This is a genomic window from Staphylococcus sp. URHA0057 (genome assembly GCF_000620265.1).
Classification (GTDB): domain Bacteria; phylum Bacillota; class Bacilli; order Staphylococcales; family Staphylococcaceae; genus Staphylococcus; species Staphylococcus pasteuri.
Genome location: NZ_JHVS01000001.1, coordinates 43,720 through 61,098, shown reverse-complemented (window position 1 = coordinate 61,098; position 17,379 = coordinate 43,720). Strand labels below are relative to the sequence as shown.

Genomic DNA, 17,379 nt, shown 5'->3' with positions numbered 1-17,379 from the left:
ACCTACTTTATTTTTGATTGAAGTTCGTTAAATGCAGCTAAGTGTGTAGATTTGTTTACGTGTTCTACAACTGCATGACCTAATGATTTCATTAGAACCATTTGAATGCCATCTTGGTTATTCTTTTTATCTAAAAGCATATATTGATAAATATCATCGAATTCTAACTCTTTTATAATGTTAATTGGATATCCTAGTGAGTCTAAATAATTAAGATAATGATCAATATCATATGTGGTTTTTAATATTTGATTAGACACGATAAATTGATAAACAATACCTATCATCACAGCATGACCATGTGGAATTTTATATTTATATTCAATAGCATGGCCAAATGTATGCCCTAAATTTAAAAACTTACGAATACCTTGCTCTTTTTCATCATTCACAACGATATTTAGCTTTGTTTCGATACCTTTATAAATATATGTTTCAATATCATCTAATGACGCTAATACTTCTTTATTAGGAAAATGTTGTTCAATATTGCTAGTGTCTTCTTGACCATTTAGTAATGCATGTTTATAGACTTCTGCATAACCACTTAGTACTTCACTATAAGGTAATGTTGTTAAGAAATCTAAATCATAAATAACAGCTTTAGGTCGATAAAATGCACCGATTAAGTTTTTACCATGTTGAGAATTAATTCCAACTTTACCACCAATACTTGAATCATGGGCTAAGATAGTTGTTGGGACTTGTATAAATGACACGCCTCTTAATACACTTGCAGCTATAAATCCTGCAAAGTCACCTGTTGCGCCTCCACCAATAGCAATAATTGCTGTATTTCTCGTAATTTGAAAGCTTAAAATATGTTCGGCAATTTCATGGAAGTAATTAAAAGATTTCGTTTGTTCACCCGATGGAATGATTATTTTATGAGCGTGATTCACACTAATAAAGTGATCTATTTTATCTTTGAAATGTTGATACACTGTTTCATCAATGATAAAAAATGACTGATCATAAGATTGAGTGAAATCTTGTAGTTGATTAATAGCACCATGCTCAACAATAATTGGATAATTATTATCTTGATAAGTTGTATTTAATTTCATATTTATTCACCTGATTTATGAGGATTAGAATTCGATATTTAACTGTCGACGTTCTGCGATTTGTGCTTTTAGTTGGTCAATGTGATTAGCTTGGAATTCTTCTAATAATGCTTTAGCTAATTCAAAAGCGACTGCATGTTCGCAAACAACGCTTGCTGCTGGAACAGCACAACTATCAGAGCGTTCAATCGTTGCTTTGAAATCTTCTTTTGTGTTGATATCTACTGAGTTTAATGGTTTGTATAATGTAGGAATAGGTTTCATTACACCATTAACAATGATAGGCATTCCGTTTGACATACCACCTTCAAATCCACCTAAGTGGTTTGAAGCTCTATAGTATCCTTGAGTTTCGTTATACATAATTTCGTCTTGAATTTCGCTACCAGGCTTTTCAGCGGCTTTAAATCCTTCGCCAAAGCTAACTCCTTTAAATGCATTAATACTTACTACACCTTGAGCTATACGACCATCTAGTTTACGATCATAATGAACATAGCTTCCGATTCCTACTGGCATGTTTTCTGCCATTACTTGAACCACGCCACCTATTGAATCGCCTTCTTTTTTAGCTGCATCAATTTTATCTCTCATTTGTTGAGCAATATCTTCATTAATAACTCGAACGTCATTTTTATCGATATTAGATTTAAATGTCTCTGCATCATAAAGGCCTTCATCTTTTATGCCACCGATTTCTACAACTCTACTATATATATGAATATCTAATTGAGCTAATAATATTTTAGAAACAGCACCTACTGCTACACGAGCAGCTGTTTCTCTAGCTGAAGAACGTTCTAAGACGTTGCGTAAATCTCTATGGTTATATTTCATTCCGCCAACAAGATCAGCATGTCCTGGTCTTGGTTTAGAAATAGTACGTTTCATATTTTTTCGTTCTTCTTCACTAATCGGTTTAATACCCATGATATTTCTCCAATGAGTAAAATCATCGTTCGTAACGACTAATGTAATCGGACTACCTAGTGTATAGCCATTTCTTACACCTGAAACAATCTCGATAGCGTCTTTTTCAATTTGCATACGACGACCTCTACCATATCCGCCTTGTCGTTTAAACATTTCTTTATTAATATCTTCAGCTTTAATTTCTAAATTAGCTGGAACACCTTCAATTATTACTGTTAGTTGTGGGCCATGTGATTCTCCTGAAGTTAAATATCTCACTAAAGCACACTCCTTTCTCTTTAGTTCTTTTATGAATTATTATATGTGTTTAATAATATCACAATCAATAAATCAATATAAGTTTATCGAGCTACCGTCATTTTTATTACAAATCAAAAATATGAGTTTAAGAGTTATTTCTAAATGGAATTAATTGATTGATCACAGATGATATTATTTTGAACAAGTTTTGATTGAATTATAAATACTTACATATTATTTCGTTAACCAACCAAATAAAAAAGTGATAAAGTACCAATCCCTAAATTAGGTTAGTGGTACTTATGCATTAGTTTTAGTTAAGGTATTCAATAAGTTATAACTAATGCAACAACTGCTAATATATAATTGAAGCCCGAGACATTGATTTATGTCTCAGGCTCTATGGATAAAATGAATTACTTTTTAAATTTTATTTTTTTATTCGTATAACCAAGCATCTCTAGGAGATTCATAACTATTTACTTCTTCATCATTAAACCATAAACTAATTTCTCTTTGAGCAGATTCCACTGAATCAGAACCATGAATGATATTTCTACCAACTGTTAAACCTAAATCTCCTCTAATAGATCCAGGAGTAGCATCAGATGGGTTTGTGCTTCCGATGATATGACGAGAAACCGCTACAGCATCTTCACCTTCAACAACCATTGCAAAAACTGGTGCAGAAGTAATGAAAGAAATTAAATTGTTGTAGAAAGGTTTACCTTCATGTTCGCTATAATGCTTTTCAGCTAATTCTTGTGGTACTTGCATTAATTTGCCACCTACAAGTTTTAATCCTTTGTTCTCAATACGAGAAATTATTTCTCCGATAAGATTTCTTTGTACTGCATCTGGTTTAATCATTAAAAATGTACGTTCCACTTTGTGTTGTCCCCCTGTAATTTAAAATAACAAGCTTCTGAAGTATGTATAAATTAACTTGTCCGCTAATTATAAAGTAGCTAACTTATATACTACCAATTAATTAAAGCGCTTTCAAGCTGATTTACATGATTTACACATTTCTAGAACCCATTTTTTTAATTAACTTTTTAAATAAGTTTCGGGCTTGATTATCATCTAATTCATCAATTAGATTGAGCGCTTTATTCAAGTATTTTTCACTTATATCTTTTGAAACTTGAATATTATTTGAATTGCGTATAATATCTATACATTTTTCAAATTCTTCTTTATTACTGTCTCTATCTAAGTGAGCAATCATATCTTTGAAAGATGCATTATCTCTCATTTCAAGCAAAACTGGCAATGTGATGTGACCATTCATCAAATCGCTACCTACAGGCTTACCTAATTTCTTTTCAGTGCTAGTAAAATCGAGTATATCGTCGACAATTTGAAAACTCATTCCGATGTAATGACCAATCATTTTTAACTTTCTAATTGTTTCTTTGTCAGATTGAGACGTAATAGCACCTACTTCTGTAGCTAACTGAATTAGTAAAGCAGTTTTACGGTTAATTCTTCTTAAATAGTTAGTAATCGTTTGTTCGCTATTGAATTGATCTTGGAATTGGAATAATTCACCACGACATACGTCCACGATAGATTCAGATAAAATTTCATGAACACGTTGGTCTTTAATTTCTGATAAATGTTGTAAACCTAACGCAAGTAAGAAGTTCCCTGTAATAATCGCTGTTGTTTGGTCCCATTTCTTAGAAATTGTAAGTCTTCCACGTCGTTTATCACTTTTATCGATAACATCATCATGGACTAATGTTGCCATATGAATGAGTTCTAATGCTACAGCCACTTTATACGTATCTTCTGAAACGCCTTCTTCTTTACCGAACTGGCTACTAAGAATGACGAAAGCTGGTCTAACACGTTTTCCACCTGAAGAAAGTAAATGAAAAGCGGCTTCTTCAAGTACTTTATCATTACTATGAATTGATTGTTCTAGACGCTTTTCAACTTTTTTTATTTCATTGTTCATGTTTAACTTTGCCACGTTAATCACCTTTGGTCGTATCATTTTTGTTTATAGCCAAGGTGCATTGCAGCAACGCCACCTGTGAAGCTACGTACTTTTATGTTATTAAATCCTGCTTGTTGAAATAATCGTTTTAATTTTTCTTTACCTGGAAAATCAAAAGTAGATTGTTGTAACCATTCATATTCTTCTTTTGATTTAGCGAATAATTTACCAAAGATTGGCATCACAAATTTAAAATATAAACGATATACTTGTTTGAATACAGGTAATGTTGGTTGACTCGTTTCTAAGCATACAACCATACCGCCTGGTTTAAGTACACGATTCATTTCTTTTAATGCGCCTAAATAGTCTGGTACATTTCGTAAGCCGAATCCGATTGTGACATAATCGAATGAATTATCATCAAATGGTAAGTTCATGGCATCTCCATGGACTAAATTAATATTGTCCATATTTGATGTTTTTTCTTTTCCTACTTCTAACATGTTTTCACTGAAATCAATACCAGTTACTTCTCCTTCAGGACCTACAGCTTTACTTAAAGCGATTGTCCAATCAGCAGTACCACAACATACATCAAGGGCTTTACTCCCTTTTTTGACTGACATTTCTTTCATAACATGTTTTCTCCACACTTTGTGTTGTTCGAAACTAATAATGTTATTAAGTCTATCGTATTTTTTTGAAATATTTTGGAATACTGTATGAACTTGTTCTTTTTTTGCGTTATTTTCAGCCATCTTTAATTACCTCTTCTTTTATCTAGCGTTTGTTTGATGTCTTTCATAATTAGATTAACACGTTCTTTATTATAATTTTTTAAATATGATGGATAGTAGTCATGTACATCGTCATATAAAAAGTCATATATCTGAGTTGCATTTCCTTCATTATTAAAATGAGTTAACGTAATATATGGGAATAATGTTTCAATTTTAAAAATTGCGTCACTCGCTTCTTCATCAGTTAATACATGTTGATGTAGTGAAGATTTAAGCTCGCTCACTTCAACAATAGCTTTACTCATTGCTAGTTGATATTCAGGATCATTTATTTCAGCTAGTATAGTATAGAAATGTGCACTTAATAAATCTCCAACTAGAATAGAATGCTTTGATAAACGATTGTTAGATATGTCATCTAGATGTTTCATCGAAGTGTCGATTGTGAGGCAAGCTAACTTTGCTTTTTCAGGTAGTGAGCATGTGTCTAAAAATTGACCCAACTTTTCATTGATTTGTATGGTTTCATAATCAACTATACCCTTAAGCCTTTGCTTAATATCTATATTTAATTTGCTTACAGTAGTTTCCATGTTCACACCTCACGATATTATCACTATTTATACTAACATTATATATCAAAAAATTAAATATTAGAGTCCCTTCTCATCTTTATTAGATTACAGAATTTATACTTATGTAAAAAGTAACGCTTTTTATGTATTATATGATTATGTATTTGGAGTTATGTTAAATAGTTAATTAATTTTTCTCTTTTTGATAGAGAACTAAATTTTTATTTTATACAAAAAGAAAAAAGCCCTCGAAGGGCTTTTTTAAGTAAAATTATTTTACTGCATCTTTTAATGCTTTACCAGCTTTGAATGCTGGAACTTTACTTGCAGGAATGTCGATTTCTTTACCTGTTTGAGGGTTACGGCCTTTACGAGCAGCACGCTCACGTACTTCAAAATTACCGAAACCGATTAATTGTACCTTTTCACCTTTAGCAAGTGAGTTTTGGATAGATTCAAAAACAGCGTCTACTGCTGAACCAGCTTCTTTTTTAGTTAAATCAGCTTGTTCTGCAACTGCATTGATTAAATCAGTTTTATTCATTATGAATTCACCTCCTGAGGTTTGATAATGATATCATTATATCATTATGGTTAGACTTTAACACACTGATTACTGTCACCGCAACGATTTATATTAAAAACCTTAAAATAATACGATTAGAATTAATTTTTTTGGAAAACACATCAATAAAGTGTAAAATGACACTTTATTATTCTGATTTTTTGTCTCTACCCATTAATTCTTTAATACTTTCTTTAACAGGAACATCCTCGAATAACACTTTGTATAATGCTGTAGTGATTGGCATATCAACATTAACTTCTTGTGCTAAATAATAAACAGATTTAGTTGTATAAATTCCTTCAACTACCATTTTCATTTCTTCAAGTGCTTCATCTGTTGTTTTACCTTGGCCTAATTTATAACCTAATGTAAAGTTACGAGAATGAGTTGATGTACAAGTTACAATTAAGTCACCTATGCCACCTAAACCTAAGAATGTCATAGGATCGGCACCTAATTTTTCTCCTAAGCGACTAATTTCAGCTAAACCACGTGTCATAAGAGCTGCTTTTGCATTATCACCAAATCCCATTCCAGCTACGATACCACTTGCTACTGCAATGATGTTTTTCAACGCGCCACCTAGCTCAACTCCGACTAAATCATTATTTGTATATACTCTTAAATAATCATTCATAAATAAATCTTGAATTAATTGGCTTACTGCTTCATCTTTTGATGATGCTGCCACAGTTGTAGGTTGTTTGATAACAACTTCTTCAGCGTGACTTGGTCCTGATAATACACCAATACCTGCATTGTGTTCAGGAGAGATTGAATCTTCCAACATTTCAGATACACGTTTGAACGTACCATTTTCAATACCTTTTGCAACATGAATAAAAGTCTTTTTAGTAGTTAGTAATCCATCGATTTTACTAGCAACTTCTCTCATTGCTTTAGTAGGTAAAGCCATTAAATATATATCTGCAAAATCTACAACTTTGCTTAAATCTGTACTGGCTTTAATAGATGGATCTAGTTTTGCTTCTTTTAAATAATTTTTATTCATATGATGTGTATTTAATTCTTCGACGTTTTCGTCATTTTTACCCCACATTAGTACATCATGGCCATTTTGTGCTAATACATTGGCTAATGCTGTACCAAAACTTCCCATACCAAATACTGATATTTTAGTCATATTAATATTCCCCTCCGTTTTAATTTCTTTTTCTTGGAATGATATGAACAGGTGTACCTTCAAATCCAAAGGCATGTCTAATTTGATTTTCAAGATAACGTTTATAAGAAAAATGCATTAATTCAACGTCATTAACAAATACAACAAATGTTGGCGGTTCAATCGCAACTTGTGTTGTATAAAAGACATTTAGTCTTCTACCTTTATCTGTTGGAGTAGGATTCATTGAAATTGCATCAGTCACTACTTCGTTTAATGTTGAACTTTGTACACGTTTTTTATGATTTTCACTTGCCTCTTTAATATAAGGGAATAACGTTTTCAATCTTAATTGTTCTTTAGCTGAGACAAAGGCAATTTGTGCGTAGTCTAAGAATTGGAATTCTTTTCTAACGTCTTCTGTAAATTTCTTCATCGTTTTACTGTCTTTTTCTACTGTATCCCATTTATTAACAACAATGACGATTGCTTTACCTTCTTCATGCGCATATCCAGCGACACGTTTATCTTGTTCAATAATACCTTGTTCTGCATCGATAACAACTAAGACGACATTTGAACGTTCAATTGCTTTTAATGCTCTTAAGACTGAATACTTTTCTGTAGATTCGTATACTTTACCTTTTTTACGCATTCCAGCTGTATCTATTAACACGTAATCTTGACCGTCGAATGAATATTCTGTATCGACAGCATCTCTTGTAGTACCAGCAACATTAGAAACAATGACACGTTCTTCACCTAAAATGGCATTGACTAAACTAGATTTCCCTACATTTGGGCGACCAATAATTGATAAACGAATTGTATCATCATCGTATGGGTCTTCTTGTTCTTCACCAAAGTTTTCAACGACGGCATCTAATAGATCACCTAAACCTAAACCGTGCGAACCTGAAATTGGATAAGGTTCTCCAAATCCTAAAGAATAAAAATCATAGATGTCGTTACGCATTTCTAAGTTATCTACTTTGTTTACTGCGAGAACGACAGGTTTTTTACTTTTATAGAGCATTTGTGCTACCATTTCATCGCTTTGTGTTAATCCTTCTCTAACATTAACCATAAATACGATAACGTCCGCTTCGTCGATGGCTACTTCTGCTTGTGCTCTAATTTGTGTTTGGAATGGTGCATCTCCAATTTCAATACCACCTGTATCTATAATATTGAATTCATGAGTTAACCATTCACCTGATGAATAGATTCGGTCTCTGGTTACACCAGGCGTGTCTTCAACGATAGAAACACGTTCGCCGACTACTCTATTAAAAATTGTAGATTTCCCTACATTAGGCTTGCCTACAATTGCTACTATAGGTTTAGTCATTTGTTAACTTCCTCTCTTTCTTAATCTCTATAATTTTATCACATGCAAGCACTGATTCAAAATACGTTTGTAACAAACGACTAAATATATTAAATAATACTTGAGAAGATGTAAAAAAACACTCCAATTAAAGAGATAACTCTAATTGGAGTGTAAATGTAATTTATCGTTTATTAAAATTTAAGATCTTTAAACTTATCACCAAAGACATCACCTAAAGTAGGGTTATCTTCTTCAGTATCTTTATTTAAATAAGATTGTGTTGTAGAAGCATCGCTTTCAACTACATCTTCGTTTGGTAAAGTAGCTTTGATAGATAATGATACACGTTCATTGTCTTCATCAATACCTAAGATTTTAACACTAACTTGTTGACCTGGTTCTAATACTTCACCTGGTGTACCAATGTGCTTATGATCAATTTCTGAGATATGAACTAAGCCTTGTACTCCAGGAGCAATTTCAACGAATGCACCGAAGTTAGCTAATCTTACAACTGTACCTTCGATAACGTCATTTTCGTGGAATTGACCTTTAATTTGTTCGAATGGTGTTGGTAAAGTATCTTTGATTGATAATGAAATACGTTCAGTATCTTTATCAACTGATTTTACTTTTACTTTCACTTTTTCGCCAACTGAAACAACCTCTTCTGGAGATTGAACATGTTGATGTGATAATTCAGAAACGTGAACTAATCCATCTACACCACCAATATCAACAAAAGCACCAAAGTTTGTTAAGCGAGCAACTGTACCTTCAATCACGTCTCCATCATTAAGTGATTCTAATAATGATGCTTTTTTAACGTCATTTTCAGCTTGTTCAACAGCTTTACGGCTTAAGATTACACGGTTATTTTCAGGATCTAATTCTTCAACTTTAATTTTGATTGTTTGTCCTTCAAAGTCAGAGAAATCTTCGATAAAGTCTGTTGAAATTAATGAAGCAGGTACGAAACCACGTTGTCCTACATCGACAACTAATCCACCTTTCACAACTTCTGTTACTTTAGCTTCAATTATTTCATTGTTATCAAGTTTTTCTTGTAAATAGTCATATGATTTTTCAGTTTCAAGTTGTCTTTTAGATAAAATATATGCACCTGAATCATTTTCTTCATCAAATTCAATTTTCGTTACATAGGCTTCTATTTCATCGCCTTCTTTAACTACTTCATTAGGTTTTTCAATATGATGTGTGGATAATTGGCTAATAGGGATTATACCATTGTATTTTCCACCATTAATATGCACAACTACTTGTTTATCTTCAACCTGTTGTACTTCTCCAGTGACTTTGTCACCTTCTTTAATATCTTTAATCATTGATTCGTTGAATTCTTCAGTCATCTTGTCTGCCTCCTTATACACTACATAAGTATAACATCTTACAAACTGACTGAATTGTCAAGAAATTCCCCTTTTACACTTTAAGAAACTTTATGTTGATTTCGTAGATGCAATTAAAAAGTGAATTTTTTAAATAAATTTCAATTTAAAGTTGAAGATGTATATTTATAGTGTTTATTAATATTAAGATTCAATCTAATTCTATTATAAGGGATAATAAAAGCTATATAAACGTTTCTGCTTATAACGTTTACATAGCTTTTAGTTAATTATTTAATTTGATCCACCATTTTTAAAATTTCGTTAGTTACTGTTTCAATAGATTTACCTGTTGTATCTAATGTAACGGCATCATCAGCTTTTCTTAGTGGTGAAATCTCTCTATTCATGTCATAGTTATCTCGTTGTTCAATTTCAGTTTTTAATTTTTCCAAGTTTGATTCGATGCCACGTAATTCATTTTCTTTTTGACGACGTTCAGCGCGTTCCTCAACAGAAGCAATCATATATACTTTTAGTTCGGCATTGGGAAGTACAACTGTACCGATATCTCTTCCATCCATAACAATACCTTTTTTAGCAGCTAAGTCTTTTTGCTTTTTAACTGCAAATGATCTAACTGGTTCTTTTGAAGCGACATATGAAACGTTGTTAGTAACATCATTTTCTCTTAAATAATCTGTTACATCTTCATTATCAAGCATCACACGTTGGCCTTTTGTTTCGTCATAAGTTAATTCTAATGTTGTATTTTTAATCAGTGCTTCAAAATCTTCTGTTTGGTTTGTACGTATATATTTGTATGTAATTGCTCTATACATAGCACCAGTATCTACATAAATCATAGAAAGCTTACTAGCAACTTGTTTAGCAATTGTACTTTTACCTGCAGCTGCAGGACCATCTAAAGCAATATTAATTAAACTCATTATCGAAATACCTACCTTGTTGTTTGATGAATAATATTTTATCATAAATATGTATTTTATTAATAGGAGGAAAAGTATGAAACGTCTACTTGTTATTCATACCGGTGGCACAATCAGCATGTCACAGGATAGTTCTAATAGAGTTATTACAAATAAAGAAAATCCAATTTCACAACATCAAGATATCATTAAACAATATGCACAAGTAGATGAGATTCATCCTATGAATGTACCATCTCCACATATGTCTATACAACATGTGAAGCAATTAAGAGATATCATTGTAGAAGCTCATCATGATAAAGACAATTCATATGACGGATTTGTCATTACTCATGGAACAGATACTCTTGAAGAAACTGCATACCTTTTAGATTTATTATTAGATATAGAGGAACCAGTTGTCATTACAGGTGCTATGAGATCTTCCAATGAAATAGGTTCTGATGGTCTATACAATTTTATTTCAGCGATTAGAGTGGCCTCTTCTGCAAAATCTCGTCGTATGAGTGTTATGGTCGTATTTAACGATGAAATACATACAGCACGCAATGTGACTAAGACACATACATCTAATACAAATACATTCCAAAGCCCTAACCATGGCCCATTAGGTGTACTAACAAAAGATAATGTACAATATCACCATCATCCTTTAAGTCATACAAGTTATCATAATATAAATCCTGGCTTAAATGTCCCACTCGTTAAATCATACATGGATATGCCAAGTGATATATTTAAATTTTATGCATCACAAGAAATCGATGGTTTAGTAATCGAAGCTATGGGACAAGGTAATCTTCCACCTACTTGTTTAGATGGACTAAATGCCTGCATAGATAAGAATATTCCTATCGTCATGGTATCTCGCTCATTTAATGGCATTGTAAGTCCAGTTTATGCCTATGAAGGTGGCGGGTATCAACTTGCTGACAAAGGGTTAATATTTTCTAATGGGTTGAATGGACCTAAAGCACGGTTGAAATTATTAGTGAGTTTAAGTAATGAACTTGAACGACACGATATTAGACAATATTTTGAAGAGTAAAATAAAAAATAATGGCGTAGAATTGATTTGATACTATCAATCTACGCCATTTATTTATGATTCTAAAGGTGTTTGCTTTTTAGCAAGAATACTTTGTGTTATTAAACCACCATGATATTTACCATTTTCTATAAAGATAGTATTGGCATCGTTGCCTGCTGCAATTACTCCGGCAATATAACAGTTTTCAACATTTGTTTCGTATGTTTCGCGGTTATATACGGGTGCAGTGCCGAATTCATTCGTATTAATATCTATTCCGATAGATTTTAAGAATTCATAGTCAGGGTGATAACCTATCATAGCAAATACATAATCATTAGGTATTTCAATAGTGTTACCATCTTTTTCGTAAACTACTTTATCCTCTGTAATTTGAGTTACATTGGCATTAAATTCCATTGTAATTTTTTCATGATTGACTAGTGATTCAAAATTAGGAAGAATCCACGGTTTAATTGCTTTAGGATAACGATCTCCTCGATATATTACAGTGACATTTGCGCCAGCTTTTTCCAATTCTAAGGCTGCATCTACAGCAGAATTTTTACCGCCTATAATGACTACATTTTGGTCGAAATAAGGGTGTGCTTCTTTAAAATAATGACTTACTTTTGGTAAATCAGCACCTTCAACTTCTAATGTATTATGCTGACCGTAATATCCTGTCGCTACAGTTAAAAATTTACATTCGTAAACATCTTTAGTAGTTGTAATTGTAAATCGGTTATTCATCTTTTTAACAGTTAATACTTCTTCAAATGGATTGATATTTAATTGATGATGTTTAACTACTTCACGATAGTATACTAATGCTTGGTTTCTATGTGGTTTACTTTGTTCAACGATGAATGGTACATCGCCAATTGATAATTTATCGCTTGAAGAAAAGAAAGTTTGATGTGTTGGATAATTGTAAATAGCTTCAACAACATTACCTTTTTCAATAACTAATGTTTCAATACCTTTTTTCTTTTGTTCAATGGCTGCACTTAAGCCACAAGGTCCACCACCAATGATGATACTTTCTATTTTTTGCATGTCATACGGCCTCCTTTAATCACCAAACTATTATATCAGTTATGATCTATTTACGCGAAGTCCTTGATTAAGAAAAATTTATAATTTTAGTGACGTTTTAAGAAATGGAAAATAAATGATTTTGGATAAATAAAAAAACTGTGAGCAATGATTTAACATTACTCACAGTCTATAAATGGTTATAAATAAAACCTATGGTATTACTAATGTTTGACCATCATGGATATCATTACCACTTATACCATTTGCTTGTCTAATTTTTTGAACATTGGCTGGTGAACCACTGCCATAATATTGAATTGCAATTCTGTATAAGTTTTCTTTACCATTAACAGTATGTGTTTGTTTACCTTGTTGGCTATTACTGCTTTGACTATTATTTGATTGTTGACCGTTTTGTTGAGAATTTTGACTTTGGCCATTTTGGTTATTGCTGCTATTTTGACTATTTGTAGCTTGAGAATTAGCACTATTACTATCATCATTTGAGCTATTACTACTTGAGCCATTGTCGTCTGAATCTGAATCAGATGCTGAATTACTATTTGAAGAATCATTTGATGTTGCTTTATCTTTATCAGAATCACTTGATTTATCTTTGTCTTTAGAGCTATCTTTATCTTTTTTGCTATCTTTGTCTTTGCTTGTATCATTATTTTTCATGCCGTCTTTGCTGTCTTCATTAGCTACTTTATTATCATTATTTCCACTATTGTTGTGGTTATTTAAAGCCATACCAGCAAAAATAGCTATAGCACCTAAAATTAATACAGCAGCGATAATTGGTAAGATGATCTTCATGAAGCCGCCCTTTTTCTTACCATGATTATTATCATCATGGTCATGATCATCATTATGATTGTTATCATGGTCATGATCTTTTGCTTCATTTTTATCATGATGATGTTTAGCTAACCCAGCGGCACCTGCAGCCCCAGCAGCACCTGCTCCTACTGCAGCCGCTTTTTTACCTTTGCCTGATTTTTCGTTATCTTTTTTAGGTTCGTTGTTATCATCTTTATGATCGTGTTTGTCATCATGCTTATCATCGTGTTTTGAATCATGTTTGTCAGCATGCTTATCATTTTTATCGTGATGATGTTTAGCTAATCCGGCTGCACCTGCAGCTCCAGCAACTCCTGCGCCTGTAGCGGCAGCTTTTTTACCTTTGTTATCTTTCTTATCTTGACGGTCAGCATCTTCATGACGAGTATCTTCATCTTTGTGACCACGTTGATCATTGTCATGATCTTTTAAGTTATCGTCATGTTGTTTATCATTTGTTGTATCATGGCTATCACTATTTAGATGCTTATCATCGTGTTTTGAATCGTGTTTGTCAGTATGCTTATCATTTTTATCGTGATGATGTTTAGCTAGTCCGGCAGCACCTGCAGCGCCAGCAACCCCAGCGCCTGTTGCAGCTGCTTTTTTACCTTTATTATCTTTTTTATCTTGATGGTCAACATCTTCATGACGAGTGTCTTCATCTTTATGACTACGTTTTAATGTTTCGTCTTGTCGAGAGTCTTTGTCAGATTCGTGGTTTGAAGTATTGTCATGTGTTGTTTCTTGTCTGTGATCATTATTTACTGTTTGATGCTCTTGTGATTTGCTTGAAACATCCTTAGATGAAGCATCATAGTTTTTGTTGTCTCCGTTATGTAATGATGTATCATCGAATCTATCATCTAATGAGCCATCTTGGTTAGAACTAGTTTGTGATTCAGATTGACGATTATTATTTGTAGCGACATCTCTACGACGTTTACGTCTCTGCGCATTTCTTGGTGGGAATTGTTGATTCGCTTTTTCTTCTACTTTGTCTGTTGGTTTGTCTTCATGATGTTCGTTTGAAGATGTCTGTTCTTTATGATCTTCTGAGTCTATAGATTGACGATTCTTTTCAAAATCATCTTTGAAGTTATTATTAGACACATTCATCATCCTCTCTATTTTAATTTTGTTTTGATACATAAACTATACCCACAAAATAAATGATTATGTATGTTAATCAAGAATTTTTAAAGGTATTAAAGAATTGTTCATAGATTAATTATAGCTTGAATATTTCGTTAAGCAAAATGAAATCTATAGCTCTAATAAATTTTGAAGCTTTTCTTTATAATTTAGCTTACGTTTTACCTTTTTACGGTTAATGACTTTAATTTCAGATAGTTCTGTATCATTATCACAACATTGATTTGGGATTTCTGGTTGTTCATTAAAAAATTCTAATAAATATTTACGACGACATTGATCTAATTGTTTATAACCTAACATTCTACTATATCCTAATTTCTTTCGTTTATAAGATTGATCAAAAATATAATGAAGTTTAGCAATAGTATATTGATTGTACAATATGGACAAAATAGTTTCTTTCTCCGGAGGTATAAATTGACCTAGTTCAAATTGATTAATATCTTCGGGCGTAATTCTATCTGCAAATAAAATAGTTTCTAATATATATGCATCGTCAGGTTGATATAGACTTATAGCTTGGCTTTGACGACCATCTCGACCCGCTCGTCCAATTTCTTGTAGATAATTAGATGGACTTGAAGATAAATGGAAATGTATCACTGTTCTTATGTCTTTTTTATTTATACCCATGCCAAATGCGCTTGTTGCGACAATAACGGGTATATCATTATTTAAAAATTGTTGTTGAACAGTATGTCTCTCTTGATAACTTAAATCTCCATGATAAATACCAGTTAAAAAACCAGAATCATATATTAGATTAGCTAAAGTTAAGCACATTTTTTTAGATGACACATATATGATTGTGGGTCCGGTAGACGTAAGTTGTGGTAAAAGCCAATTTATTTTTTCTTCGTCAGATGCAAAATTCATATGTCTTAAAGAGATGTTTAGACGATTCATACTTGTTTTAACTGTATGAAGATTAACATGTAATATTTCTTTTAAATCATTTTCTAAATGTGGTGGTGCTGTGGCTGTTAAAGCTAGAATTGTTGATGATTTAAAATGAGAAGTGATTTTTCCAATTAGAGCATAATGTGGTCTGAAATCATAGCCCCATTCTGATAAACAATGGGCTTCATCGAGAACGATTAAACCAAAATCAATATTTGCAATCAGTTTGAAGTTTTGAGGTTGTAAAATAAATTCCGGACTAAGGTATATAAATTTACTTTGATTAATCTTTTTAAAATTTTGTCGTTTTTCATTTTCATCCATACCTGAGTGTATACAACTAACGGCATGTTCTCCATTTAATATCATTTGCATAACTTGATCATCCATTAATGAAATTAGAGGTGAAATAACAAGTGTAGGTTTTTCTAAAATATATGTAGGTAGTTGATAACATAAGCTTTTACCGCTGCCTGTTGGCAATATGCCAAGTGTATGTTGTTGATTTAAAACACTAGTTATTATTTCTTCTTGTCCGGGTTTAAATGAATCAAATCCAAACCATTGTTTAAGCTTCTCTTGTAGCAACTATGTCACCTCTTTCTATACCAACAATCATCAATTTAATTTGAAAGTACGATAGTTTAGAGAATTGTTGTTTATATTCTCGAAGTTTCAATCCTATATTTGAGCTATAGTAATTTATAAAAATGTCTTTTTCATATAAATCAATAAATGTTTCATAATCGTGCATATATCCTTTTATAAATAATTCTAATAAGTGGTCTTCTATAGTGTTAATTTTAACGTTTTGAATAGTTGCAATTTCTTGGGGTGATTGACCTTGTTGTATTTGTCTGTATGTCATTTTTGTTTTGTTTAGTAATGTAGGTAAAATAATTGTCTGATGTAGTGTGGGATAATCGTTATTATTTTCTAGTTCATACATCAGGTTTACTAATTGATTCATTTCCAATTCAAATAATTCTTCTTGGCTTATGGATTCTATTAAACTTACTTGTTGTCTAGTATACATAGGCTCTTCATAGCCTTGTAAATAATAATGCAAATAAATATGGTAATTTTTACTTGCTAATTTATCAAATAGTTGATGAATTTCGTTATAAACTTGTGTTTCTAGCTGCTGTTCTCTGATTAGTTTGTATATATCTTTAACACGTTGTTGTATGTATGTTTGTTGAGCAACAGGGACAAATTTATATGCGTGATGTTGACTTTGGGAAACTGTTTGAATCAGTAACTGTATACAATTAAATGTCTTAATAAGACTGTCATAAGTAAATCTAGGATGCATTTTAATTTCGTATAAAGCATCATAATTATCTAGTTCATTTAAATATCGCTCAAAAGACGGATATTTTAATCGGGGTAAACTATGATATAATGACAAAAGTTGTTGACTACAAGCGTCGAAAAATGTTTGATGAGATTTCTTTCCCATCAAAATATTATATATACTTTTATTTGTTTTGTAGTTGAATGCATGTTGATAAGCATGTTTGATAATTTGATACAAAATGAACCCTCACTCTATAAAACGAATATATTGAAAAT

The 17,379-nt window shown here is 32.0% G+C and carries 16 protein-coding genes; 1 reads left to right on the top strand and 15 read right to left on the bottom strand.

Annotated features, from left to right (window positions below; translation table 11 throughout):
* Positions 1–2: 2 nt before the first annotated feature.
* The 11 genes from aroB to cmk all read right to left on the bottom strand — a co-directional run bounded on the left by aroB (position 3) and on the right by cmk (position 10,829).
* A complete protein-coding gene (aroB, locus tag N524_RS0100315) occupies positions 3–1,067 on the bottom strand; it encodes a 3-dehydroquinate synthase (RefSeq protein WP_029055330.1) in 1,065 nt (354 codons plus the stop codon).
* Between the two features lie 24 nt (positions 1,068–1,091).
* A complete protein-coding gene (gene aroC, locus N524_RS0100310; protein ID WP_029055329.1) occupies positions 1,092–2,258 on the bottom strand; it encodes a chorismate synthase in 1,167 nt (388 codons plus the stop codon).
* Positions 2,259–2,678: 420 nt separating this feature from the next.
* Positions 2,679–3,128 carry a nucleoside-diphosphate kinase gene (gene ndk / locus N524_RS0100305; protein ID WP_029055328.1) on the bottom strand — a complete coding sequence of 150 codons (450 nt, stop codon included), beginning with the start codon at positions 3,126–3,128 and terminating at the stop codon, positions 2,679–2,681.
* 133 nt (positions 3,129–3,261) lie between these two features.
* A complete protein-coding gene (locus N524_RS0100300) occupies positions 3,262–4,221 on the bottom strand; it encodes a polyprenyl synthetase family protein (protein ID WP_037536644.1) in 960 nt (319 codons plus the stop codon).
* A 20-nt stretch (positions 4,222–4,241) separates the two neighbouring features.
* Complete coding sequence (locus N524_RS0100295) at positions 4,242–4,949, bottom strand: demethylmenaquinone methyltransferase (protein WP_017637963.1); 708 nt, start codon at positions 4,947–4,949, stop codon at positions 4,242–4,244.
* 2 nt (positions 4,950–4,951) lie between these two features.
* Positions 4,952–5,524, bottom strand: coding sequence for a heptaprenyl pyrophosphate synthase subunit A (locus tag N524_RS0100290; RefSeq protein ID WP_029055326.1), 573 nt, complete (start codon positions 5,522–5,524; stop codon positions 4,952–4,954).
* Between the two features lie 253 nt (positions 5,525–5,777).
* Positions 5,778–6,050: an HU family DNA-binding protein gene (locus N524_RS0100285; protein WP_001043863.1), complete on the bottom strand. Its 273-nt coding sequence runs from the start codon at positions 6,048–6,050 to the stop codon at positions 5,778–5,780.
* A 169-nt stretch (positions 6,051–6,219) separates the two neighbouring features.
* Complete coding sequence (locus tag N524_RS0100280; protein WP_017637961.1) at positions 6,220–7,218, bottom strand: NAD(P)H-dependent glycerol-3-phosphate dehydrogenase; 999 nt, start codon at positions 7,216–7,218, stop codon at positions 6,220–6,222.
* 19 nt (positions 7,219–7,237) lie between these two features.
* A complete protein-coding gene (gene der, locus N524_RS0100275; protein WP_029055325.1) occupies positions 7,238–8,548 on the bottom strand; it encodes a ribosome biogenesis GTPase Der in 1,311 nt (436 codons plus the stop codon).
* A 173-nt stretch (positions 8,549–8,721) separates the two neighbouring features.
* Positions 8,722–9,900, bottom strand: a complete 1,179-nt coding sequence (rpsA, locus tag N524_RS0100270) for a 30S ribosomal protein S1 (RefSeq protein WP_029055324.1) — start codon at positions 9,898–9,900, stop codon at positions 8,722–8,724.
* A gap of 269 nt (positions 9,901–10,169) precedes the next feature.
* Positions 10,170–10,829 (bottom strand): (d)CMP kinase, encoded by a 660-nt coding sequence (cmk, locus tag N524_RS0100265; protein WP_029055323.1) that lies wholly within the window; start codon positions 10,827–10,829, stop codon positions 10,170–10,172.
* Between the two features lie 76 nt (positions 10,830–10,905).
* Between cmk and N524_RS0100260 the strand changes: the two genes are divergently transcribed.
* A complete protein-coding gene (locus N524_RS0100260; RefSeq protein WP_029055322.1) occupies positions 10,906–11,880 on the top strand; it encodes an asparaginase in 975 nt (324 codons plus the stop codon).
* Positions 11,881–11,934: 54 nt separating this feature from the next.
* On the opposite strand, the gene ypdA is transcribed toward N524_RS0100260, so the two are convergent.
* The 4 genes from ypdA to N524_RS0100240 all read right to left on the bottom strand — a co-directional run bounded on the left by ypdA (position 11,935) and on the right by N524_RS0100240 (position 17,341).
* Positions 11,935–12,921, bottom strand: a complete 987-nt coding sequence (gene ypdA, locus N524_RS0100255) for a bacillithiol disulfide reductase YpdA (protein WP_029055321.1) — start codon at positions 12,919–12,921, stop codon at positions 11,935–11,937.
* Positions 12,922–13,113: 192 nt separating this feature from the next.
* Positions 13,114–14,865, bottom strand: a complete 1,752-nt coding sequence (gene ebpS / locus N524_RS0100250) for an elastin-binding protein EbpS (RefSeq protein ID WP_225880640.1) — start codon at positions 14,863–14,865, stop codon at positions 13,114–13,116.
* A 147-nt stretch (positions 14,866–15,012) separates the two neighbouring features.
* Positions 15,013–16,392 carry a RecQ family ATP-dependent DNA helicase gene (locus tag N524_RS0100245; protein WP_029055319.1) on the bottom strand — a complete coding sequence of 460 codons (1,380 nt, stop codon included), beginning with the start codon at positions 16,390–16,392 and terminating at the stop codon, positions 15,013–15,015.
* Positions 16,373–17,341: a helix-turn-helix domain-containing protein gene (locus tag N524_RS0100240; RefSeq protein WP_029055318.1), complete on the bottom strand. Its 969-nt coding sequence runs from the start codon at positions 17,339–17,341 to the stop codon at positions 16,373–16,375. Before N524_RS0100240 ends, N524_RS0100245 begins: the two co-directional genes overlap by 20 nt.
* Positions 17,342–17,379 lie beyond the last annotated feature (38 nt).

What these genes read in the sequence shown, in the direction of transcription:
- aroB (WP_029055330.1), bottom strand. Translation starts at nt 1,067, where the DNA reads ATGAAATTAAATACAACTTATCAAGATAATAATTATCCAATTATTGTT.
- N524_RS0100295 (WP_017637963.1), bottom strand. Translation starts at nt 4,949, where the DNA reads ATGGCTGAAAATAACGCAAAAAAAGAACAAGTTCATACAGTATTCCAA.
- N524_RS0100290 (WP_029055326.1), bottom strand. Translation starts at nt 5,524, where the DNA reads ATGGAAACTACTGTAAGCAAATTAAATATAGATATTAAGCAAAGGCTT.
- N524_RS0100285 (WP_001043863.1), bottom strand. Translation starts at nt 6,050, where the DNA reads ATGAATAAAACTGATTTAATCAATGCAGTTGCAGAACAAGCTGATTTA.
- N524_RS0100280 (WP_017637961.1), bottom strand. Translation starts at nt 7,218, where the DNA reads ATGACTAAAATATCAGTATTTGGTATGGGAAGTTTTGGTACAGCATTA.
- der (WP_029055325.1), bottom strand. Translation starts at nt 8,548, where the DNA reads ATGACTAAACCTATAGTAGCAATTGTAGGCAAGCCTAATGTAGGGAAA.
- rpsA (WP_029055324.1), bottom strand. Translation starts at nt 9,900, where the DNA reads ATGACTGAAGAATTCAACGAATCAATGATTAAAGATATTAAAGAAGGT.
- cmk (WP_029055323.1), bottom strand. Translation starts at nt 10,829, where the DNA reads ATGAGTTTAATTAATATTGCTTTAGATGGTCCTGCAGCTGCAGGTAAA.
- N524_RS0100260 (WP_029055322.1), top strand. Translation starts at nt 10,906, where the DNA reads ATGAAACGTCTACTTGTTATTCATACCGGTGGCACAATCAGCATGTCA.
- ypdA (WP_029055321.1), bottom strand. Translation starts at nt 12,921, where the DNA reads ATGCAAAAAATAGAAAGTATCATCATTGGTGGTGGACCTTGTGGCTTA.
- ebpS (WP_225880640.1), bottom strand. Translation starts at nt 14,865, where the DNA reads ATGAATGTGTCTAATAATAACTTCAAAGATGATTTTGAAAAGAATCGT.